Origin of the sequence: uncultured Aquimarina sp. (genome assembly GCF_947492965.1) — a bacterium.
Lineage (GTDB): Bacteria > Bacteroidota > Bacteroidia > Flavobacteriales > Flavobacteriaceae > Aquimarina.
In genome coordinates, this window is sequence record NZ_CANLOZ010000005.1 from 200,122 (window position 1) to 222,428 (window position 22,307).

The following is a 22,307-nucleotide window of genomic DNA, read 5'->3' on the forward strand; positions in this document are numbered from 1 at the left end:
ATGACAATTACAAAAAAGGATAATCCGGCACTATTATTAATAGATGTTCAAAAAGGGATCAATAGTCCAGGATATTATGGTACAGAACGGAATAATCCTGATGCAGAAAAAAATATTGAAGCTTTACTACGTAAATGGAGATCTGAAGAACTTCCTGTATATCACGTAAAGCATTGTTCTACAAATCCTGAATCTCCTCTGGCAAAAGGTAAATCTGGGAATGATTTTCAGGATTTTATCAAGCCTCTAGCTCATGAACCAATCATAGAAAAAGGTGTAAATAGTGCCTTTATAGGTACAGATCTTAGAGAACAACTAACTCATAAAAAGATCAACACACTGGTTATTGTTGGGCTTACTACAGAACATTGTGTGTCTACGAGTACCAGAATGGCTTCTAACTTTGGTTTTAAAACATTTTTGATAGAAGATGGTGTTGCTGCTTTTGACAAAATAGGTGTTAATGGAGAAAGGTATAGTGCTCAAATGGTTCATGATATTGAAATTGCAAATCTAAAAGATGAATTTGCAACTATCATAAAAACCGAGAGTTTACTCAGTAATTTTGAATAAATTTTTCTAATAATTTTATAGCTACTTGGTTGATATTTTATGCTAATAATCGCAATAACTCTTAAGAGATAATATCTCAATTTTGATTTGAAATACGTAGCAGAGTTAAAAAACAAAAATCTATCAATTCTTTCCATAAAACTAAGACAAAACAGGTGATTTTTTCACCAAAAAAACTCCTTGAATTCATAGTCTAGGTTTATATATTAGCAACTTTTAAAATGTTAAAATCATAAATTATTGTATTTTTATCGTTAAAATTTGCTTTTTGTCGATAAAATTTTATAGATTTACGGTATAACCGTAATTAACATAATTTAAGTTGTAATTTCCCCTAAATCTAATACAGTTTTGTTATGAAAAAATTTCTAATATTCACTGTCTTAACTTTATTCAGTTTTATTACTGATATACAGGCGCAAAAAAATCATATCGATCATATGGTATGGGATCAGCTTTTATTGCTGAACGTATCTAATGACGGTAAAGTAGATTATAAAGGTTTTATTAGAGATAAATTTTTATTCGATAAATACTTCAAATCTTTATCTACTAATTATCCTGCAGAAAATTCCGAGGCTACAGAAAAGCTTGCGTATTGGGTAAACTTATACAATGCCATTGTTATGAAAATGGTCATCGATCATTATCCCATTAAATCCATTAATGATTTAGAAAATCCTTGGAAGAAAAAATCCATAACGATTAATAATAAAGAATATAGTCTTGATGATATAGAACATAAAGTACTAAGAAAAATGAATGAACCAAGAATTCATTTCCTTCTTAATTGCGCTGCCACCTCATCGCCAAAACTATGGAATAGAGCGTACACGAGTAGAAATATTACTCAAGCACTAGAAGATAAAACTATCGAATACATAAACGATCCTTCGAAGAATTTGGTAGCTAATGATGATGTTAAGCTGTCCAAAGTATTTGAATGGTATGCGAAAGATTTTAATAACGGAGATATAAAAGATTATGTAAATCAGTATGCTAAAGAAAAAATTCAAAAATCATCCAAAATAGCATATCTGGAATATGATTGGAGTCTGAATGAACAAAAATAAACCAATCTCGATAAATTTTAAGGTCCTTCCACAGAACAACAAAGATATTATTACCCCAAAATATTTTATCAAATAAACAGTTATAGGTAGATTAAAAGTCTACCTATAACTAAATCTTCTATTTAGCACCCATTACTTGTGCAAAAATTGTTGACACATACTGAATGTGCTGGACATATAGCATCATCTCCAAAGCAAGCCAATCCACCCTTTATAATTTTCATTTGAGCTTTTGGTAACTCATTTACTCCTTTTAGATTAAGAATTTTTTGTAGCATAATTTTAAAATTTTGATTGAACATCTTAAAGCTAGTTAAATTAATTTAAAAATGGGGAAAAAATCACTTTTTAATGTATTTTTAAAGGAAGTATATTTTATTCTTTTAATTACATTAAAACTTATGAAAACATTAGTAGAAAAATTCGATCATTTTAAAAAACTTTCTAGAGTAGAACTTATCAAAATTGGCGGTGGACAAAGAGATCAATGCACGCCAGAACAGGTAAACACCTGTACTTTTGTTCAGTATTATCCAGAGGGATCCGTAATGATGGATTGCGGATCATCTATCGATGCAGATGGAGATGAGGTTTGGATACCTTGCGAAGCACATTTAGCATAAGAACAAACCTATTAAATCATACCAATTCATCATTTTGAATCGGTATGATTTTATCTCTATATCATAGATCGACTTCATAGATGTTAACACATTTTTAACCTATTCTAAAAGTTAGAAAAGAATAAAAATTTCGACTTTTAGAAAAACAACAATCCAATGAGTCTATCTAAAATCTCTTTTACCAACGCCGAGGGTCAGGTCCTTTCTGGTCGTTTAGAACTTCCTGCAGATCAACATCCACATAATTTTGCACTTTTTGCACATTGTTTTACATGCAATAAAAACTTAGGTGCCGTTCGTAATATCAGTAGAGCGTTAACTTCTCAAGGTTTTGGTGTTCTTAGATTTGACTTTACTGGATTAGGAGAAAGTGAAGGTGATTTTGCCGATACCAATTTCTCGGGTAATGTAGAAGATCTAGTAGCAGCTGCAGATTTTCTTACTGAAAATTATCAAGCTCCTTCCCTACTTATTGGTCATTCTTTAGGAGGTGCTGCAGCAATATTCGCCGCTTCAAAACTTCATGCTATCAAAGCGGTGGCTACTATCGGAGCTCCTTCAGATCCAACTCATGTACAGCATTTGTTACGCAGTGGATTAGATGAAATTGAAGCCAATGGAAAAGCTGTAATCAATCTAAGTGGTAGAGATTTCACCATCAAAAAACAATTCTTAGATGATTTAGAAACAAAATCATTAGCTACAGTAGCAAAAAACCTAAATAAAGCTTTACTGGTGTTGCATTCTCCACAAGACACTACGGTAGGTATCAAAAATGCAGAAGATATATATCACGCTGCAAAACATCCTAAAAGCTTCGTTACTTTAGATGGAGCAGATCATTTACTAATGCGTAAAGAAGATTCTATATACGTAGGAAATGTAATTGCTGGTTGGTCATCTAGATATATAGACATTCCTGAAGAACCTAAACTAAAGAGTACACATCAGGTAGTAGTCAGTTTAGGAAATGATGAAGGATATACTACTCAAATGAAAGTAGGGAATCACTATATGGTAGCTGATGAACCAGAAAGTGTCGGTGGTAATGATTTTGGACCTTCTCCATATGAATTAGTTTCTGCAGGATTATCCGCCTGTACGGCAATGACCATTAAGATGTACGTTTCCCGAAAAGGATGGGACCTAAAAAATGTAGAAGTCCACACCAGTTATGATAGAAGGCATATAGACGATTGTGAGAATTGTGAAGATCCAACTGCTAAAATCGATACATTCGATCGAGAAATTAAATTGGAGGGTGATTTAGATGAAAAACAAATCGCTAGAATTCTTCAGATAGCTGATAAATGTCCAGTACATAAAACTTTACATACAGAAACACAAGTAATTACTAAACTGATATCGTAACATGGAATAATCGGATATTCTAGTACTTTATACATCTAAGGGTATACCCTGATTTTTATAAATCAAGGTATGCCCTTACCTTTTTTAGATGCTATCATAATAGCTTGCAGAAGTAAATAATAAACTATGTAACGATGAGGAATAGCATTAAAATTTCCAACTTATTTATTCTACTACTGTTAATATTAAGCTGCAGTAATGATGACTCGACCGAAGGATTATCAATAGAAAATCAATCACCAACGGAGTTTACAATCAATATAGCTATTGATAAAAACACAGCTCAGTTAAGCTGGACAAATGCGGAGGATCCTGAAAATGATACTATAGAATATACTGTAATGCTGGAAAACACTCCAATCATTTCACAAAATACAACCAGTTTTATCATAGATGACCTTTTATATGATCGAGAGTATCAAGGTAGCATCATTGCCAATGATGGTAATGGAAATGAAATAGAAGTACCATTTACCTTCAAAACCGATTATATGAAACTATTATTTTTTGAATCTGATAATGGTTCGGATAATAATTTCCTATATGAATATGACAATAATAATGTATTAGTACAGTCTATACAAAGCTTCCAAAGTGTTACTAATACTATGGCTTATGACGATAATGGTCGTTTATTATCCATAGGTAATACCACATATACTTATAATTTTAACGGACTACTCACAAAAGTTAGTGATGGTACTGGCAAAGGAGATTTAAAATTTCTTTATGATGATCAAGATCGTATACGCGAACTTAACATCCTCAGAACCGGAGATAATAATTATGTCGGTGTATCCAAAATGAAGTACACCTATGACACTTCAGGAAATCTTACCGTGCTACATTTTGAAAGGAGACATACCTCTGATAATACAGATGGAGTTCAATTGACTTTTTACAGATGGTTATTATCCTATGATAATGTTGGAAATTTAGTGGAGCGTACATTTCAAACTAGTGATGACGAAGGTATCACCTATGAAACATCACGTAGACAGGTTTATGCCTATGACAACAAAAAAAATCCCTGGACCCCCATCATCAAAGAGCAGTTTCAATTTAACATCCCAACCCTATTTTCTGTCCCGAGAGAGTATAGGTCTTTTCGAGTTGGTACTTTTAATATCGATGGATATGGAATTCAATTTGTAAGAGGAAATCATAATATAATCAATTTACAAGATTATAGAAATGGAGACCTAAATATCGAATTCAATATAGAGTACGAATACAACGAATCTGGTTATCCGATTTCTGCAAGATATTCGGTAAACGATATATCCCTTTTCCCTAAATGGGTTTACCAAGAATAAGCAATCAACTACCCACATCTTTACAAAACAATCAAATTTTATAATTAGAAAACAATGAAAACACTAACGAAAATTTTAAGCATCTATTTATTTGTATTGCTATGCAGCTGTAGCAGTGATGATGATGAAGAAATTATTCCATTCTCACCAGAACAATTACAAGGTGTATGGCGTATCAGCTTATATCAAGATCAAGTTCGGAATATAAGCTATGACGGAATTAATATTTTATTAGAATTTGATGGAGAATCATCAGCGCTACGAGCATTCAATGAGGAGGCTACTACACTTGGTAGCTACGAGGTAGATCCATTCGAAATAGATTCCGAGAGAGTTTGGCAACTACAGATTGGATTAGACATTACTGATGATGCTCATGAAGTTTTAGAAAACATACGTGGTAACTGGCCTGTAAAACAAGTGCTCTTAGATGCTTCAAAAATAGAATTTGAAAAAGCACTCAATCCACAATTTGATCTAGAAGTATTACATCTTGAAAGAGTTACCAATACCAATGAGTAATCCAAAAACAAACTTTATATCATGAAATGAACCATAATAATAAGGTGATACCCACTGAAGTGATTAATGGTGAATTCTATGTGACAATTACAAAAAAATAAAACACAAACACATGAAAAATATTTTTAAAAGAATCACGCCTTTATTAGTACTTATCTTGATTTTAAGTTGCAGTAATGATGACGACACTATAAGTGCTAATAATACTCCTCCAACACTAACCAAAGAACAACTTAGCGGAACCTGGGTAATAAGCTACTTTGAGAACCAAACAGATAGAACTTTGGATTATGAAGAATTCCGCTTTCTATTTAACGCTATTGATCATGTAGAAGCAGATGTGGAAGATTTAAATATCGATGGAGAATACGACTTATTTAGTGACGAAATTAACGGTCAAACATATACTATAGTTGATATCTCTTTTAGAGAAGATAGTTCATCAACAATAGTAAACAATCTACTTAGAGATCTGATAGAAGAATGGATCGTTACCGCTATTAACGATAATGGAACTACTATAGAATTTGAAGAGCGTGTAAGTAATAACCCACCAGAAATTCTGCATCTAACCAAACTTTAAAAACAAAATCACGACAAATAATAATGATTATGAAAACATCCATATTTAGATTCGTTTTTCTAATGTCTTTACTACTTATTAGTTGTTCTGAACAAGAAGATTTACCATCCTATAGTTTATATGATAATGATTTCAAATCAGATAATGATGATTATCTTAAAAATCAGCTTAAAGTATTATATACCATAGATAAACAAAATCCAGGTAATTCTTTGGGTTGGGTATTTAACAAAACTGATTTTTACGCAACGGATATCCATAATTTTTCTGGAGTAATTACAAATCCAGCAGGTCAAATTATAATTCTAAATCTTCAAGACAAGAATTTAGACATTTTACCTTCTCAAATACATTACTTAACGTCTTTAACCCAGTTATTTATTGGTAGTAACAATCTTGATACTTTGCCCAATGAAATAGGGAAACTTACCAATTTACAACACTTAGATGTTAGCTTCAATGAATTATCTACTTTACCATCAAACTTCAACAAATTGGAACATCTAAGATGGTTATCACTTTCATTTAATGAATTTCAAAACATACCAGAAGCAGTATTAGAGATAGAAAATTTAGTAGGACTTAACTTTTTTTGGAATGATATCTATACCATTCCTGATAACATTTACAAATTAGAAAAACTTGAAGAGTTAAATCTTGCTAGGAATCAAATCACAACTATTCCCGTAAACATTTCTGGTTTAAAGCAACTTAAAAAACTGTTTTTAGATAGAAACCGGATTATCAACACAAGTTCTAATCAATATTTAGGAAAGCTAAAAACCTTAAAAGAACTAAGACTAAATAGTAACGATCTAACTTCAATTCCTTCGCAATGGAAATATTTACAACAACTTGAATCTCTGGACATCACCGATAATCAAATTACAATGATTCCTCAAAGTGTTTGCGATTTAGAAACACAAAATGGAACTGTTATCAACTTCGACTCCAATGTGGTCTGCCAATAACTAAAACTAACTACTAATGAAAACTAGATTCATAACTTCTTTATTTTTAATAATAATGATCAATATTTTAAACGCTCAGCAATTACAAACAGGAATTGTTCAATATCCAGAATATGGAGTACAGTTTACGATTCCTAATGGATGGTTTGGTAAAGAGATGAATGATGGATATGCCATGCAATCTCAAACCGAAACTGGACTCGTTATGCTTATTGTAAACGAGCTAAAAACAATTAATGCGCTTAAAGAGGAATTTTCTAAAAACATTGTAGAAGAAGGAATTTCCCTTACCCCAGAAAATAATATTGAGATAAAAACAAATTATGTGAAACGTTATTATACAGGAACTGCTGATGGACAAGCTGTAAAAGTATTGGCGTATGGTTGTCTTAATCCTAATGGTTATGGTGTAACAGCCATGATCATGGCAAGAACAAGTGATTTTTCGGATGCTCATAAAAGCATTCTTTTAAAAATAAAAAATAGTTTAAAGCTTACCAAACCCAAAGTAAACGAAAGCTTCAATGCATCTATATGTAAACGTGAGCTAGGTGGAAAAAGACTGAAGCATGAAAAGAATACATTCTCTCCTGGTGGTGTTGGTGGTGTGAGCGGCAGTTATAGTGTTACCAGAATCATAGACTTATGTGCATCTGGTACATTTATGTATTACGGAGGTTCTAATGTTTCTGTAGAAAGCGAAAATGCACATGGATATAGCGGAGGTACTCAAGATAATCAGGGCGAATGGGAATTTAAGGATGAAGCAGGAAAGGTATTTTTGTATTTGCACTACAATAATGGAGAGTCCAGATACTATCATGTTACTTATGGCGAAGATGGTGGTACTTATTTAGATAACACAAGATATTATCGATTAAATTTAAAATGTAATTAACTCATTTATAAATGATTTATAAATTATCTTTATTGAATTACATCTTATCATTTATGAAAGGCACACTACGAATACTATTATTCCTATTTCTTTCTTCTGGATTTTCTCAAAATAAAATCATAGACAGTATTCAGAATGAATTAAGGATGAATCCCACCACTACAGTTAAAATGAATTTATATAACCAATTATCACGCGCTCTGGTTAATATAGATATTGTGGCCTCTGAGAAGTATAATGATTCCTTATTCGTTTTAAGCAATAAAGAAAATAATGAAGAAATGAAGATGAACGCCGTCTATAATAACGGAGTTCTAAATAGAATGAAAGGGGATTATAGTAAAGCTGAAAACTTTATTGAAAAATACTTGGCTTACACCAATAAAACAAAGGACAGTATTGAATTTGTAAAATCTATTTATCAATTAGCAACGGTTCAAGTGTATCAGGATAAAAAAGAGCAAGCCTTATCCACATACCTCAAAGCTATATCATATATAGAGAATATGAAAGACATGCAACTCCAAAAAGCAAAAATACTAAACGCTATTGGAGTTATTTATAAGAATACGAGTCAGTATAACAAAGCCAAAGAATATCATATAAGCGCTGCAAATATTGCGATAGCAGAAAAAGATTCTACCTTATTGTCTATTGTATACAACGGTTTGGGTTTGGTTTCTATGAAACAGGATAGTACTTCGAAAGCATTAGGCTATTTTAAAAAATCTTTGGGTATTGCAGAAAAAACAAATAACACCAGAGTAAAATCATACCAATATAGAAACATTGGCATGATTTATTCTAAAAATAAAGATTTCACAAAAGCAGAAGAATACCTGAAAAAAGCACTAGTTTTAAGAAGAAAAATGAATAATAAATCTGCTATTGGTGGTTCATTATCCGACTTAGGAAATGTTTATATAGAAACCAACAAATTAGATAAAGCAGAAAGATATATAAAGGAAGCTCTTCAGATATTTAGAGAAAATAAAACAGTTTCTAACGAGAATTTAATGTATTTCTATTTAAGTACCATTGAAACTAAGCGTGGAAACCATCAAAAAGCAAATGAATTATTACATCAATATTATACCAGAAAAGATAGTTTAGAAAGTCTCGAGTTAAAGGAAAAACTCAATGACTTAGATGTTAAATATGAAACCGAAAAAAAAGACAAAGAAATCACAAAGCAACAATTAGAATTAAAATCTCAAGAAGCTAAGATTCAAAAACAACAATCTCAAAACGTAATAATGGCAGGATTAGCTATTTTTCTACTATTGACTTCAATTTTAATCTGGTTTGTATATCAACAACGCCAAAAACGTAAAGATCAAGAGATTTTAACCCTTAAAAGAGAACAACAGGTAAAAACTCTAGAATCATTGATAGAAGGTGAAGAAAAAGAACGCTTACGATTGGCAAAAGAATTACATGATGGAGTAAACGTAGATTTATCTGCTATAAAATATAAACTCACTTCATTACTGGAAAGAAATAACAAAGTCATTCATGAAGCTGTGGCCATGATAGATAAATCCTGTGAACAAGTAAGAGCCATTTCCCATAATTTAGTTCCTCCTGCTTTACAAAACTTTAGTTTGGTAGAAACCTTACAGGATTATTGCAGTACTACTAACAGCATTCAGGATGTAGAAGTTTCTTTTCAGACTGTAGGTTCTGCAATAGAGATTCCCAAGAAAGCTGAAGTTAATATCTTTAGGATTGTACAAGAATTAGTAAATAATAGCTTGAAACATTCTCAAGGATCAGAAATACACGTACAATTAAGTTATCAGGAAAATAACACTATACAACTTACGGTTGAAGATAATGGAATAGGATTTGACACTTCCGAAACCAATATAGAAGGAATAGGACTTCAAAACATAAACTCTAGAATAACCTATTTAAATGGAAAACTGGATGTCACTTCTGATGAACAAGGAACATCTTATGTAATTGATATTAATACCGAAAAATTAGCATGACCACCAAAATCGCCATAACAGATGATCATCAAATTGTATTACAGGGTATTCAAACCATGCTCGAAGGTGTAAACGAAGTTACTATCGTTGGACTATACAATAACGGAGCTCAGACCCTTGAATCTATTGCAATTGACCAACCAGACATCTTATTACTAGATATTAATTTACCTGACATTAATGGCATACAACTTTGCAAAAAATTAAAGCAACTACATACCAAATTAAAGATCATTGCTATTTCTAATTACGATGAAGTTTCTTTTATAAAACGAATGCTCAGTAATGGCGCAGATGGGTATTTATTAAAAAACACAGATAAATTAGAGCTATTATCTGCATTTAAAGTTGTCCTAGAAAACGGAAAATACATTCAAAGAGATATAGAGAAAAAATTACTCAATGAATCTTTGGGCATGCAGACAAAAAAAGGCTTTTTAGTAAAACTGACCAGACGAGAAAAAGAAGTCTTGGAAGCGATTGCCGAAGAATTAACTACACAAGAGATTTCTGAAAAACTATTTGTAAGCGTAAAAACAATCGAAACCCATCGCATGAATATCATGAGCAAACTAGGAGCAAAAAACAGTGTTGGTATCATCAAAAAAGCTATTGAAAAAGGATTGTTATAGATTCCAGCACCTAATTTATCATAAACTTAAAAACAAAAAGGGAAGCTATACAGGACTCACGCTTCCCTTTTTCCATTATGAAAAGTATAAAAAATCTTTAGGTCTTTATTCTGACCAATATCGTAGTGTTACTTCGATCCAACCTTCTGGAGTTTCATTTTCTCCACTTACTTCTACAATCGCCGAAGACGCTCCATCAAAATACCCATCACGTGCATCGAATCGATAGGTTCCTACAGGAAGACTTTCGAACAATCCAATTTCGTATCTGGAATCAAAATAAATTGCTCCTGTTTCAAGATTGGTAGCACCATAACCAGGTAAGGTACTTGCTGGAATTTCTTGTCCAGACCATTCATCTACCAGTTTTATAATCACATCAAAACGAACATCACTTTTTTCTTCAATTGCTATGGTCTGATCTACTACCTGCTCAGTTTCACAGGATACAAAAAAGCAAACTATCAATATCAATGTAATGTACTTTAGTAATTTCATGGTAGTTTTGGTTTAAGAGTTTCGTACAAAGTTCTTTATTAAAGCTTCAACATCGATTATCTAATGATTATCAAAATGTTATATAATATAATTAGTAACAATATGGCTAAGATTTCTCAACGGAAAAACAAAAAAACCACTAATCCATATAGGTTAGTGGTTTGTAAACATCTTCGATGTATTGATAAACACTACTTTTTTACCAATCGTTGTGTTCTTATGATTTTTCCATGATCATCACTTATGGATAGTATATAGATTCCAGATTGCTGTATGTTATTAATAATCATCGTATCTCCAGAATTACTATTTAATTCTTTATGATACATGATTTTCCCTCCTAAATCATATACCTTAACTTGATATTTATGATCTATTTTTTTAGAGGTTGTAATATAAATCTCATCCTGGAAAGGATTAGGATGTATATTAAAAGTCATATCATCTTCTAGCGGAGGAAATATAATTTTAGAAGTCTCAGTAGCGCTTCTCGTAGTACCACATGCACCTAGGTTTGTCCAACCTGATGCAGTCCTTTCGTACAAATATCCTAGATAAGTCACTTTATCACCAACGGAATAGCTAATCCCACTTTGCCAAGGAGCGATTCCTAAACAAATATCTACAGGATCTGTGCCTCCGTCTGTACTATATTCTACAACTAATCTTGCGGCTTTACTAGCTCCTCCTTCGTAAGAATCCGCAACTCTTTTTGCAGAAGTGTTGGTTAAACTAACTCCTATTCCTCTGATAATAAAAGTAGCATTGTTCCCGGAGGACCAATTGCTTTTATTGACTAATTGCTGCACCATATTTTTCAAGTTCGGAGTTCGCTGTCCAGAACCACTCTGGTTGCTAGACCAAGAACTTGGATTCCAAACTACTTTATTTGAAAATAAAGCTCTATTCGAAACATTATAGTCACTTGTACTAAATGCTGAAGAATTACTGCTATCATGTAAAGCAATTTCTAATTCTGCATTAGCACTATTACTCTCATCTGCTGTAAATTGCAAATAGGCGTTTGTGATGGTTACATCTTTTGGTAATGCCAAAGATCTAAATCTAAGACCAATTACCTGATTCCCAGCATTACTATGACTATCGTATACCAGTTCTAAATCACTACTGTTGGTATACATATCTCCATTCTGTCGTTCTTCTACATCATCATTTCCACTACTTATCGCTACTTCTATACGACCTGTATCAGGATCTGTAGTAGTTCCTTTATTGATCGTAACTACACTACCATTAGAAGGATTCCATATATCTAAATTTGAAGGAATCTGAAAAACATTATTATTAGACACAGAACCAACCTGCGAAGCATTATCAACTCTTATCGTTCTGGTTTCGATTTTATTTTCATCAACAAAAATCCATTTAAATTGATTAAATCTAGCAGAATTCCTAGTCCAATTTTTATTGTCATTATTAGATCGTAATGGAGCTCCCCAACATCCTTCTCCGGCATACACTGTTCCATTTTGGTTATCTCTTATAAAACCTTCATCACTACCTGATCCTGTAGATGGTCTTACTGGCCATGTGGTTTTTACGGTATGTGCATCACATTCTACCACTAACCTTACTCCTTTATCATAAAATAATTGCGCCCAGTTATTATATTGGCTGTATCCTTCCGATTTATAAGAAACATGAGGTCGCATAGGTTTGTGATATTGTGCAATTTTCCAAATAACGTTCGTACTTGCATTCAGATCATTTCGTAACCAAGTAGTTTGATTACCAGATATAGAAATCTCCGTATTCAGCGTATATGTCCTCACAAGATTATCTCCAAACGTTAGTGCATAATACACACTTGATGATGGAGTATCGAATAAATTATAAACACTATTATTGCTATCTTCATGATTTCCTCTGGTCGCTACAATAGGAAACATTCTGCCGTCAGAAGCAATTGTTAACTGCCAATCATTAAACCAATCTCTCCATTGACTATTCGTATCATCATCCGTCATATCTCCTCCAAATAATACAGCATGAGGTTTTAGTTTAGCCACCAATCTATTGGCATTTTGTCTTGGTGTTCTGTTGTTTCTAGAATCACCTCCCGCAATAAATGACAATCTACTTTTGTCCGCTGGAGCTGTTTTAAACCAGAAACGTTCACTCGTTCCCTGACTATCTCTTATCACAAAATAATATGCAGTATCAGGCTGTAAACCAGTCAGTCTGGCAAATGTATTATTCATTCCTTTGTAAGATACTGTTCTATCGGGTGTTTTAGTAAATGGATAACTATTATAATTAGTTCCGTAATCTGTAGTTCCGTAGTATACTCTTACATTATTGCCAGAATATTGATTCCATCCTATCACAATTGAGGTCGATGGATTTCCTCTTAGGGTTAAGCGATATTTATCATTTGAAGCATGGAGTTGCAGCCCACAAACCACTAAAAGTAGTGAAATAAGTTGTTTCATTTTGGTAATATGATTAAGTTAGTTACTCAAATTTAGTGTATCGATTTGTAAATAATTAATAATTCCTGATATTTAATTCATACTTAAATTTCACACCTATAACCTAGAAAAAATATAACCATCATTTCACAGTCTATTAACATACTGCTATGTTACTTTGCAAAATGAAAAGTAATCAAACTCAACTACTCCTTAAAACCTGCGTATTTCTCATTTTTATAGGTAGAGCCTATCAACATTTATTTTGGGATGCTCCTTATCGCACTTTTTTTTGGGATGAATCCACCTTAAAACCAATCATCGAAGGGTTATTTAAAACTCCTTGGCAAGAATATGTAACAAGTGCTAAAACCGATAGTGTAATACAGACTATTATAAAACTCAACGGAGTACTGTATCTGATAGCTGCTATTTCCGTTATTCTGATAAAAAACATCAATAGAAAATGGTTTCGAATTCCGATATTGATTGGAGGATTTAGTTTAATATTACTTACAGTATTAATGACTAAGGAAAAATTTTATCATACTGCACAGTTTTTTGAGCATAGTATTCAATTCGGATTACCTTTTGTTCTACTGTATAGTTTCTCAGAAAAATTTAATTTAGAAAAGTTCATCTTTGTACTTAAACTTCTTATCGCTTTTACTTTCTTCTGTCATGGATTATATGCTTTTGGTTTTTATCCAGTCCCAGGAAAATTTGTAGATATGGTTATTCAAATTCTTGGGTTTTCTGAAGAAAACGCGATTACATTTTTATACATAGCAGGTATTATCGATTTTATTCTTGCTATTCTTATTTTTATTCCGAAGCTTCAGTTATACGCTTTATGGTATGCCGTTATTTGGGGATTACTAACTGCAATCGCCAGAATTGCGGCAAATTTCTATTTGGATTTTCCATTACAATCCATTCATCAAAATATACACGAAGTGGTATTCAGAATTCCTCATGGGTTAACACCTTTATTAGTTATTCTATATGGTAAAACAATCTCTTACAGTACCTTGTTTAAAACGAAGAAAGCCGTTTTATAAGTAAAACGGCTTTCTAACTAACTTAAGATATTAATCTAATCTACTTGATTACGAATCTCTTTGTTTCTCCTTGCACTTTTAATAAATACATACCAGCATCAAGGTTTCCTACATTGATAGTTTGACTACCACTTACTTTTCCTTGTCCAACTACCTGACCAATCATGTTCATGATAGAATAAGTAGTATTTGTGCTCTTAGCATTATTCATAGAAAGTTGTAATACTCCACCTCTTTTTAATGGATTCGGAGCAATAGTGAATATAGATACACTTTCTTCATCCTCATCTCCTAAAATTGGAGTTGTTGGTCCGAAGTCCGCTACTACCGCTGAACTACCACAAGATCCTTCATATATTTTCACATTCGAGAAAATTGAGTTGTTACCTGATCCTGCATCATTATCATTAATGAATACTAATCGATCCATACTTCCTGTGTAGAAATTACCTACAGGAATGGTGTAAGTAGTTGTTCCACCAGAGTAATTATCAAAGTTCGTTACTCCGTAGTTCTGTGTACCATGTACTTTGAAATATCTAGTAGAAGTTAAAGAGTTATCATTTTCAAAACCAACCCCATGAATTTCTCCTTGCGAAGTACTGCTAAAGTCAAACTCTATTACTGTATTAGCAGTAACAGTATAGTTTAATGCGATATACTTCCAAGTGTTATTGCTTAATGATAAACCAGCTCCTCCACTTACTATAGAGAAATCTCCAGCTGCATCCTGATTAGAGAATGAAGTAATTGTGAAAGCGTTAAAGTCGATTGAATCACAAGTTGGATCTGGAGGAGTAGTTCCATCCGTAATGCTTAAATCATCAATCGTAACGTCACCTTGCCAGCTTGATCCAGTTACCGTATTTAAACGAAGTTGTACACTTGCTTCACCTGCATAAGCAGATAAATCTACATTTGCAGTATTCCAGTCAGTTCCCTGAGCTCCTGTTCTACTGAATACGCTAGTCCACTCTCCTGTATTGTCAGTTCTAGCTTCAACAGCAAAAGTTCCGATTGCACTACCAACCATGTGGTACTGGAAGCTTAATGTTGGTGAAGTTAATCCACTGAAATTCAAACAAGGGGAATTTAGAATAGCTCTCTTATTAGGATATCCTGTTCCGTTACCTGAAGCTTCCACATAGATATAAGAATTTCCATCTGCAGCGCTACTAGGTCCAGTTCCATTAGAAGGAGTTCCATTAGAATCTACAGTCCAGTCTAAGTCATCTGTTGTTACTTGCGACCAATCTCCAATTGATCCTTCGAAACTTTCGCTATATGGGAATGAAGCAATATCTCCAGAACACTCATCTCCACCAGGTCCAGGTCCACCACCATCACAAGGATTGTCAAAAGAAACTGTCTGATCCGTTTGACCATTAGTTCCTCCATTATTATTTTCATTAGCTCCTTGACCAACACCTCGCTCTGCGAATGCTTTCCAAATTAAACACTCATACTGACCTCCATACAAATCTTGATCAGCCTGAAGAATTCCATCTCTACCAGAAACGAAACCAGGGTTATTAGCCGTATTTTTTAATCCTTCTGTTACTAAAGCTAATGCTATATTATTTCCTCCAGTTCCATTATAGAAATCTGGATCAAATCCTTCAGCATCTATTAGTAACCATGTCATATCCCATAAAATCGTAGCAAATGCATATCCTACTCCATGAGGTCTTGCTAAACCACCTATATCAGCATAATCTGTGTTATTTATCGATCTATCAATAGAATATCTTGTTGGTCGAATTCCAGCTCCATCTGGTGCCTGACCTAATACATAAGAACCTACACCTCTTCCATCTGTTCCTACATCTCCAGCTTTCATGGTAAGCATTAATCCAAAGTAATCAGACCATCCTTCTCCCATTTGCTCAGAACCTCCAAGTACATTAGAACTTGGTCCTCCTACTAACCTGATAGAAATTCCATGTCCATATTCGTGTACGATAATTACATTATCAAAATCTCCATCTCTTCCTGGATTGGTTTGATTCCATAAGAACATTTGCATACGTGGATTTCCTCCATCTCCAGGAGTAGAGAAATTCGCGTTGTTTGTTCCACTACCATCTTGAGCATCTGCATTTACAGAATCTCCTCCTGCTCCACCACGTCCATAGTTATTCTCTTGGAAATTACCACTAGCTTCATCAAAACCATACTGATAGAAGATATCGTGGATAACATTGTTCCAATAGAATAAATTAGTGATTGCAGCACTTCTATAAGAACTAGGTTGCTGTGTTAAATCTACTGGATAGTCAAAATCTAAACTAGCTCCTGCATCTGGAGAGAAACCAGTCCCGTTATTACCATTACTATCATCTTGAGCCCATACATTATTACCACGTGTAATCGTAAACTCCGCTCCCGCACTACCGTTTGTATCATGCCATCCGAAAGGAGAAGCCGTTGCATCCGCCGGATCAGTTATAATAGAACGACCTCCATGAATTGGAGATTCTACAGGAAGTGGATAAACATTATAGGAATCTGGTGCAAACGAAGCCATAGCCTTTGCTTCAGCTTCTGTAGGTGCAGTTGGAATATCAGCTCCAAAAAGTACAGATTTTCCATGATTATGACCATCATGATCATGAGCCGCATGATCTGAATCACCGAAATTACACTTGATTACCCAATCTTCGGTATGTAAAATCCTTCCCGTAGTAGCATCTACATTAGCATTCCACCAATGCTGACCATCTTTTTGATACAAACTAACTTTCCAGGTAAGTATCAATTGATCATCTTGTTTAATGTAAACTTGTTTGGCTTTAATAGGTTCTAATGAAATTCCAGAATTTTCATATACCCAATCACCCTTTACTTTACTATTAGATTTGGTTAATCTAGGCGTACTTAGATTATGAGCTTTGGCTACATTCATAATTGCCGTCTCAGGAGATAAAGACGCTTTTGCAGAATTTACTTTGGACTTAACATCCTTTACAAATTGATCAATTTCCCAAGTTACCTCCTGCCCATTCTTTACAGTAAGTTTATACGTAGCATATTGAATAGGAATATCCAAATGATACTGCTGAACATAAACATGCTGAATCGCTGGGTTTAGTGAAGGAACAACATCCGTTACTTTCCACTCAGAAACATCGTCCATTGTGAGTGCCGACTTTGCAGTCGTTCCGTTTAGATGGTTTTTAACAATACCATCCATAATGCTTTGTGCAAACATTGCCTGCCCTACTAATAATGTCAGTAAGACAAACGAGTACATTTTTCTCATATGTATAAATTTGAATTTGTGTTAAATAAAGTTAACAAAAACCCAAATGTTTCCTGCACTTATATCAAAACTCTGAAAGAAGTTTAACAATTTTACATTTTCATTGATTTTTCTTCATTAAAAAAAAGAAGACTTTTTATCAAACTATCATTTGTTAGTTAACCTATATAAACACTAGAGTTTAGAAAATATTAACATTAGGTTAAATCAAAATTCCTAAGAATCAGAATAATAACTATCCCGTTCTCTAATTACGGTATACCTGTAGATTTTTTTTTCTCTTTTTGGGCAAAAAATCGTTTTTGCTGATCAATTTTTATCAATTTGACTAACAAAGTCAAAAAAACATTAAACAACTTATTCTGATACTAAATCTTTACACTCAAATATTTATATATTTTTGAATACTTTAACCATGGTTTTACCACGTTAAAAAGTAAAAAGACATCATAACTTATTAAACATCTAATTAGCATCAATGAAAAGTACCATTTTCGAAACTACCCTACTATCTACGCATACTGTATTGATCCCAAAAGATATTGTGACACCTTTCATTCTTCAAAATCATAAAAGAGTTATTGTAAAAATAAGTTTTGGGGAATTTTCCATTAAATTTCATGCAGCATTATTAAAGCGAAAGGATCAGTATTATTTCATGTTTAGTAAAAAAAATCAAAAAGTAGTAAACGTCTTTCCAAATGATTATTTCGAAGTACAATTATTAGAAGACACTTCTAAATATGGTGTAGAAATGCCCGAAGAATTAGAAGCTGTATTGCAAAGTGACCCTGAAGCTTCTGAAGTTTTTGAATCTTTTACTGATGGAATGAAAAGAAGTCTTATTTACTATGTATTGCAATACAAAAACTCCCAAACCAGAATAGATAAATCACTTATTATCACTGAAAACATAAAACTCGGAATCCGAGATAAAAAACAAATAATCAAGAAATTATAATCTTATAAAAACACCTCAAAAAAGTAGGGATTCCAAAGGAATACCATTTGAAAATTCACCAAACTAGAAAACCTATACGCAACCTTTTTTAAATCATTTCATCTTTTAAGCAAACAATCAAAAGATGAAAAAAACGAAATTACTTCTATTAGGAACCTTCCTTATTTTACTACAAAGCTGCTGTCCTTTTTTTACAGACTGCGAAGACAATGATGATGATTTTATCATAATGGGATCACAATATGAACCAATTTTAATAAATCGAAATGATTTTGAAAATTCGGTTTCATTAAAAGACCCAATCTCTATTACTACTTCTGGAAAAATCTATATCAAAGATGATCTACTTTTTATCAATGAAGTACATAAAGGTTTTCATGTGTATGATAATAGTGATCCATCTTCTCCAACTCCCATTAAATTTTTAGAAGCCCCGGGATCTACGGATTTGGCGATTAGGGATAACATGATTTATATCAATCAAGCTACTGACCTCATCGCAGTAGAATATGATACTGCAAATGGAATTACACTCACAAAACGAGTAGTAAATGTATTTCCAGAATTACGCTCACCAGATGGATTTTTACCATTTGATATTCCCGCGGATAACGTCGTTGTAGGTTGGACTCTAATCAATTAAAAGAAAACATTATGAAAAAATATATCTATATGATTCTCACTTCCTTTATAATATTTAGTTGCGATTCTGATTCTTCTGATACTTCAGCTCCTATTTCTTCCGACGGTCAGGGAGGATCATTAGCGACTTTTACGCTAGTAGGAGATTATCTATATACCGTGGATAACACCGACCTCACTGTTTTTAATATTACCGATATAAAAGATCCTGTCCAGGTAAATACTATTCCTATTGGTTTTGATATCGAAACTCTTTTTAGTTACAAGAATTACTTGTACATAGGTTCTAGAAACGGAATGTTTATCTATGGATTGACTAATCCAGAATTTCCTCAAAAATTATCTGAAGTAGCACATTTTACAGCGTGTGATCCTGTTATTGCAAATGACACGCATGCCTACGTTACCTTACACTCAGACACCTTTTGTGGTAACAATATAAACCTTTTAGAAATATATGATATTACAACGGTAACAGAACCTATATTGGTAAGTTCCAGAAATTTGACTTTCCCAAGAGGGTTAGGATTATATCAGGATTTCTTAATAGTTTGTGATGACGAAATCAAAGTGTTCGACATCTCGAATCCTGCAGAATCTAATTTGGTTACTTCTGTAAATAAACAAGCTTTTGACGTGATTATTTCTGGAGATCTTTTAATTGCTATCGGAGAGACAGGTTTGTATCAATATAGACTAGCTGCTGACAATAATACAGGAATTAGCATTACACAATTAAGTACAATTTCTATATAACAAAACGTAAAAACCTCTTAAATCCTTTGCTATAAGCGAAAACAACCCTATCTTAGGTAGCACTTAACGAAAGAACCCCATGAAATATGAAAACGCTCAGTTTTGCGATAATTGCCTTTTTATCTATCATTCTTGTTAGTTGCAATGGTGAAAAAAAAGAAGGAAAAGCATATGACAAACAGGTAAATGAAGAAATTTCGAAGGAAACTAACGAGGAAAAAGAAGAAATTCAAAATGTAAAAACATTAGCGATTTCCTTATCTCCAAAGAGTGACAGTAAAGTATCAGGAAATATAACTTTTACCGAAGATAGTGGTGTAGTTACCATGGTAGCCTATTTAAATGGACTAGCAGAAGGAGAGCATGCTATCCATATCCATGAAAAAGCAGATTGTTCACCAGATGACGGAAAGTCTACTGGAGGGCACTGGAATCCTACTATGGAACCTCATGGAAAATGGGGGGCAATCGAAGGATATCATAAAGGAGATATTGGTAATTTCAATGCTACTGCTGATGGAAAAGGTGCCATTACATTTGCTACTAACGAATGGTGTATCGGTTGTGGAGATGATAAAAAAGATATTGTCGGAAAAGCAATTATTGTACATCAGGGTATTGATGATTTTAAATCGCAACCTTCTGGCGCTGCTGGAAGCAGAGTGAGTTGTGGAGGAATTATCAAATAAATTAACTACAAAATAATATATCAAAAGGGTCTAATAGTCTTCTCTACTAGACTCTTTTGTTTTTTATAGAAAAACAGTACATTCGTACTACACGATTTCATCTTTATGCAGCCTAACGAATTAATTTTGCAATTACAACAAAAGAACGAAAAGGCTTTTGAACGTATTTACGAAATGTATTCTGAAAATGTTTTTGGAATTATATATACCATTCTAAAAGATGAAACCCTTGCTGAAGAAGTATTACAGGATGTATTCATAAAAATATGGAATAATTCAAGTTCCTATTCAGAGAAGAAAGGTCGATTTTTTACCTGGATACTAAACATTGCAAGAAATGCTGCCATTGATAAAACAAGATCTACTGCTTTTAAAAACGCTAAGCAAAACCAAACCGCTGATAATTTCGTAGATATATTAGAACAAAAAAGTAATTTTTCTAATAAAATGGATGCAATTGGTATTAAAAAGTATATTGATATACTTGAACCAATTTGTAGAAAAGTCATTGACTTACTATTTTTTAAGGGATATACACAAAAGGAGGCTTCAGAGGAATTAGACATCCCAATAGGAACGATTAAAACTCGGAACAGAATTTGTATTAATAAATTAAGAGAAGTCTTAGCAGAATAAGAATGGATATCGAAAAATACATATCGTCTGGAATTTTAGAGCTTTACGTATATGGAGCACTTTCTGAAAAAGAAAACGCTGAAGTATATAAGGCTCTAAAGGAATATCCTGAAATCGAAGAAGAAGTAAGAGCAATTGAAAAATCGCTACTACAACTTTCTGCAACCACTGCGCCTTATAATCCGGAAACGGTTTTCAATTCGATTAAAAACAAATTAAGTTCTAGAGACACCGATGTAAAGACTATTCCTATACATGCTAAAAGAACCAAGTGGACAGCATACCTAGGATGGGCAGCCTCTATTGCACTATTGGTTGGATTGTTTATTCAATTTGCGAAGAATAAAGAATTACGACAGCAAGTTGTACAATCCCAGATAGAACAAAACGTATTAGAAGGAAAACTGAATGTTATAGAAAGTGATTTATCCAATGCAAAATCATTATTAAGTGTCCTTAGAAATAAAGATATATTACAGATTCCTTTAGAAGCTCAAAAAGTGGATCCTAATGCCTATGCTACAGTTTATTGGGACAAAGACAAACAAACTGCATATATCGATGTAGCTGGATTGCCTGCACCTCCTCCAGGAAAGGTTTACCAAGTATGGTCTTTACAACTTAATCCTCTTACTCCAACAAGTTTAGGAATTTTAGATACGTTTACGGAAGATGAAAACAAAATATTCTCTCTAAAAAACGCCAATGAATCTGAAGCTTTTGGTATTACTTTAGAACCTGAAGGTGGAAGTGAATCTCCTACGCTAGAGCAATTATACACCTTGGGAACGGTAGCTTCTTAAATAAAAAAGTC

General features: G+C 33.2%; 22 protein-coding genes. 18 read left to right on the top strand and 4 right to left on the bottom strand.

Annotation, left to right across the window (positions count from 1 at the left end):
• Positions 1-573 (top strand): cysteine hydrolase family protein, encoded by a 573-nt coding sequence (locus tag Q1B37_RS14400; protein ID WP_299607714.1) that lies wholly within the window; start codon positions 1-3, stop codon positions 571-573.
• A gap of 356 nt (positions 574-929) precedes the next feature.
• Entirely contained in the window at positions 930-1,646 is a 717-nt protein-coding gene (locus tag Q1B37_RS14405; RefSeq protein ID WP_299607717.1) for a DUF547 domain-containing protein, read from the top strand.
• A gap of 122 nt (positions 1,647-1,768) precedes the next feature.
• Here the strand turns inward: Q1B37_RS14405 and Q1B37_RS14410 are convergent, their stop codons facing one another.
• Positions 1,769-1,924: a hypothetical protein gene (locus tag Q1B37_RS14410; protein WP_299899570.1), complete on the bottom strand. Its 156-nt coding sequence runs from the start codon at positions 1,922-1,924 to the stop codon at positions 1,769-1,771.
• Between the two features lie 123 nt (positions 1,925-2,047).
• Here Q1B37_RS14410 and Q1B37_RS14415 point away from each other — a divergent pair, with 123 nt between their 5' ends.
• The 9 genes from Q1B37_RS14415 to Q1B37_RS14455 all read left to right on the top strand — a co-directional run bounded on the left by Q1B37_RS14415 (position 2,048) and on the right by Q1B37_RS14455 (position 10,556).
• A complete protein-coding gene (locus Q1B37_RS14415; protein WP_299607722.1) occupies positions 2,048-2,269 on the top strand; it encodes a hypothetical protein in 222 nt (73 codons plus the stop codon).
• Between the two features lie 156 nt (positions 2,270-2,425).
• Complete coding sequence (locus Q1B37_RS14420) at positions 2,426-3,640, top strand: bifunctional alpha/beta hydrolase/OsmC family protein (protein ID WP_299899572.1); 1,215 nt, start codon at positions 2,426-2,428, stop codon at positions 3,638-3,640.
• A gap of 134 nt (positions 3,641-3,774) precedes the next feature.
• Positions 3,775-4,956: a fibronectin type III domain-containing protein gene (locus Q1B37_RS14425; protein ID WP_299899574.1), complete on the top strand. Its 1,182-nt coding sequence runs from the start codon at positions 3,775-3,777 to the stop codon at positions 4,954-4,956.
• A gap of 54 nt (positions 4,957-5,010) precedes the next feature.
• Positions 5,011-5,478 carry a hypothetical protein gene (locus tag Q1B37_RS14430; protein ID WP_299899576.1) on the top strand — a complete coding sequence of 156 codons (468 nt, stop codon included), beginning with the start codon at positions 5,011-5,013 and terminating at the stop codon, positions 5,476-5,478.
• A 112-nt stretch (positions 5,479-5,590) separates the two neighbouring features.
• Positions 5,591-6,061, top strand: coding sequence for a hypothetical protein (locus Q1B37_RS14435; protein ID WP_299899578.1), 471 nt, complete (start codon positions 5,591-5,593; stop codon positions 6,059-6,061).
• A 29-nt stretch (positions 6,062-6,090) separates the two neighbouring features.
• Positions 6,091-7,032, top strand: a complete 942-nt coding sequence (locus Q1B37_RS14440) for a leucine-rich repeat domain-containing protein (protein WP_299899580.1) — start codon at positions 6,091-6,093, stop codon at positions 7,030-7,032.
• A 16-nt stretch (positions 7,033-7,048) separates the two neighbouring features.
• On the top strand, positions 7,049-7,930 hold the full coding sequence (locus Q1B37_RS14445) for a hypothetical protein (RefSeq protein ID WP_299899582.1): 882 nt from the start codon (positions 7,049-7,051) through the stop codon (positions 7,928-7,930).
• A gap of 53 nt (positions 7,931-7,983) precedes the next feature.
• Entirely contained in the window at positions 7,984-9,924 is a 1,941-nt protein-coding gene (locus Q1B37_RS14450; RefSeq protein WP_299899584.1) for a sensor histidine kinase, read from the top strand.
• A complete protein-coding gene (locus Q1B37_RS14455) occupies positions 9,921-10,556 on the top strand; it encodes a response regulator transcription factor (protein WP_299899586.1) in 636 nt (211 codons plus the stop codon). Before Q1B37_RS14450 ends, Q1B37_RS14455 begins: the two co-directional genes overlap by 4 nt.
• Before the next feature lie 105 nt (positions 10,557-10,661).
• Here Q1B37_RS14455 and Q1B37_RS14460 read toward each other — a convergent pair whose 3' ends face one another.
• Both Q1B37_RS14460 and Q1B37_RS14465 read right to left on the bottom strand, forming a co-directional pair.
• Positions 10,662-11,054 (bottom strand): hypothetical protein, encoded by a 393-nt coding sequence (locus Q1B37_RS14460; protein ID WP_299899587.1) that lies wholly within the window; start codon positions 11,052-11,054, stop codon positions 10,662-10,664.
• Between the two features lie 191 nt (positions 11,055-11,245).
• Positions 11,246-13,507 (bottom strand): fibronectin type III domain-containing protein, encoded by a 2,262-nt coding sequence (locus Q1B37_RS14465; RefSeq protein ID WP_299899589.1) that lies wholly within the window; start codon positions 13,505-13,507, stop codon positions 11,246-11,248.
• A 164-nt stretch (positions 13,508-13,671) separates the two neighbouring features.
• On the opposite strand from Q1B37_RS14465, the gene Q1B37_RS14470 reads away from it, so the two are divergent.
• A complete protein-coding gene (locus tag Q1B37_RS14470) occupies positions 13,672-14,547 on the top strand; it encodes a DoxX-like family protein (protein WP_299899591.1) in 876 nt (291 codons plus the stop codon).
• Positions 14,548-14,587: 40 nt separating this feature from the next.
• On the opposite strand, the gene Q1B37_RS14475 is transcribed toward Q1B37_RS14470, so the two are convergent.
• Complete coding sequence (locus tag Q1B37_RS14475; RefSeq protein ID WP_299899593.1) at positions 14,588-17,809, bottom strand: M36 family metallopeptidase; 3,222 nt, start codon at positions 17,807-17,809, stop codon at positions 14,588-14,590.
• 478 nt (positions 17,810-18,287) lie between these two features.
• Between Q1B37_RS14475 and Q1B37_RS14480 the strand changes: the two genes are divergently transcribed.
• The 6 genes from Q1B37_RS14480 to Q1B37_RS14505 all read left to right on the top strand — a co-directional run bounded on the left by Q1B37_RS14480 (position 18,288) and on the right by Q1B37_RS14505 (position 22,296).
• Entirely contained in the window at positions 18,288-18,770 is a 483-nt protein-coding gene (locus Q1B37_RS14480; RefSeq protein ID WP_299607765.1) for a YdeI/OmpD-associated family protein, read from the top strand.
• A 124-nt stretch (positions 18,771-18,894) separates the two neighbouring features.
• Positions 18,895-19,413, top strand: coding sequence for a hypothetical protein (locus tag Q1B37_RS14485; protein ID WP_299899595.1), 519 nt, complete (start codon positions 18,895-18,897; stop codon positions 19,411-19,413).
• 11 nt (positions 19,414-19,424) lie between these two features.
• On the top strand, positions 19,425-20,168 hold the full coding sequence (locus Q1B37_RS14490) for a hypothetical protein (RefSeq protein ID WP_299899596.1): 744 nt from the start codon (positions 19,425-19,427) through the stop codon (positions 20,166-20,168).
• Positions 20,169-20,254: 86 nt separating this feature from the next.
• On the top strand, positions 20,255-20,857 hold the full coding sequence (locus Q1B37_RS14495) for a superoxide dismutase family protein (protein ID WP_299899598.1): 603 nt from the start codon (positions 20,255-20,257) through the stop codon (positions 20,855-20,857).
• A 105-nt stretch (positions 20,858-20,962) separates the two neighbouring features.
• A complete protein-coding gene (locus tag Q1B37_RS14500) occupies positions 20,963-21,493 on the top strand; it encodes a sigma-70 family RNA polymerase sigma factor (protein WP_299607777.1) in 531 nt (176 codons plus the stop codon).
• 2 nt (positions 21,494-21,495) lie between these two features.
• Positions 21,496-22,296, top strand: a complete 801-nt coding sequence (locus Q1B37_RS14505; RefSeq protein ID WP_299899600.1) for an anti-sigma factor — start codon at positions 21,496-21,498, stop codon at positions 22,294-22,296.
• Positions 22,297-22,307 lie beyond the last annotated feature (11 nt).

What these genes read in the sequence shown, in the direction of transcription:
- Q1B37_RS14425 (WP_299899574.1), top strand. Translation starts at nt 3,775, where the DNA reads ATGAGGAATAGCATTAAAATTTCCAACTTATTTATTCTACTACTGTTA.
- Q1B37_RS14405 (WP_299607717.1), top strand. Translation starts at nt 930, where the DNA reads ATGAAAAAATTTCTAATATTCACTGTCTTAACTTTATTCAGTTTTATT.
- Q1B37_RS14465 (WP_299899589.1), bottom strand. Translation starts at nt 13,507, where the DNA reads ATGAAACAACTTATTTCACTACTTTTAGTGGTTTGTGGGCTGCAACTC.
- Q1B37_RS14480 (WP_299607765.1), top strand. Translation starts at nt 18,288, where the DNA reads ATGAAAAGTACCATTTTCGAAACTACCCTACTATCTACGCATACTGTA.
- Q1B37_RS14420 (WP_299899572.1), top strand. Translation starts at nt 2,426, where the DNA reads ATGAGTCTATCTAAAATCTCTTTTACCAACGCCGAGGGTCAGGTCCTT.
- Q1B37_RS14500 (WP_299607777.1), top strand. Translation starts at nt 20,963, where the DNA reads ATGCAGCCTAACGAATTAATTTTGCAATTACAACAAAAGAACGAAAAG.
- Q1B37_RS14430 (WP_299899576.1), top strand. Translation starts at nt 5,011, where the DNA reads ATGAAAACACTAACGAAAATTTTAAGCATCTATTTATTTGTATTGCTA.
- Q1B37_RS14505 (WP_299899600.1), top strand. Translation starts at nt 21,496, where the DNA reads ATGGATATCGAAAAATACATATCGTCTGGAATTTTAGAGCTTTACGTA.
- Q1B37_RS14415 (WP_299607722.1), top strand. Translation starts at nt 2,048, where the DNA reads ATGAAAACATTAGTAGAAAAATTCGATCATTTTAAAAAACTTTCTAGA.
- Q1B37_RS14475 (WP_299899593.1), bottom strand. Translation starts at nt 17,809, where the DNA reads ATGAGAAAAATGTACTCGTTTGTCTTACTGACATTATTAGTAGGGCAG.
- Q1B37_RS14445 (WP_299899582.1), top strand. Translation starts at nt 7,049, where the DNA reads ATGAAAACTAGATTCATAACTTCTTTATTTTTAATAATAATGATCAAT.
- Q1B37_RS14440 (WP_299899580.1), top strand. Translation starts at nt 6,091, where the DNA reads ATGAAAACATCCATATTTAGATTCGTTTTTCTAATGTCTTTACTACTT.
- Q1B37_RS14495 (WP_299899598.1), top strand. Translation starts at nt 20,255, where the DNA reads ATGAAAACGCTCAGTTTTGCGATAATTGCCTTTTTATCTATCATTCTT.
- Q1B37_RS14470 (WP_299899591.1), top strand. Translation starts at nt 13,672, where the DNA reads ATGAAAAGTAATCAAACTCAACTACTCCTTAAAACCTGCGTATTTCTC.
- Q1B37_RS14460 (WP_299899587.1), bottom strand. Translation starts at nt 11,054, where the DNA reads ATGAAATTACTAAAGTACATTACATTGATATTGATAGTTTGCTTTTTT.
- Q1B37_RS14455 (WP_299899586.1), top strand. Translation starts at nt 9,921, where the DNA reads ATGACCACCAAAATCGCCATAACAGATGATCATCAAATTGTATTACAG.
- Q1B37_RS14485 (WP_299899595.1), top strand. Translation starts at nt 18,895, where the DNA reads ATGAAAAAAACGAAATTACTTCTATTAGGAACCTTCCTTATTTTACTA.
- Q1B37_RS14450 (WP_299899584.1), top strand. Translation starts at nt 7,984, where the DNA reads ATGAAAGGCACACTACGAATACTATTATTCCTATTTCTTTCTTCTGGA.
- Q1B37_RS14435 (WP_299899578.1), top strand. Translation starts at nt 5,591, where the DNA reads ATGAAAAATATTTTTAAAAGAATCACGCCTTTATTAGTACTTATCTTG.
- Q1B37_RS14400 (WP_299607714.1), top strand. Translation starts at nt 1, where the DNA reads ATGACAATTACAAAAAAGGATAATCCGGCACTATTATTAATAGATGTT.
- Q1B37_RS14410 (WP_299899570.1), bottom strand. Translation starts at nt 1,924, where the DNA reads ATGCTACAAAAAATTCTTAATCTAAAAGGAGTAAATGAGTTACCAAAA.
- Q1B37_RS14490 (WP_299899596.1), top strand. Translation starts at nt 19,425, where the DNA reads ATGAAAAAATATATCTATATGATTCTCACTTCCTTTATAATATTTAGT.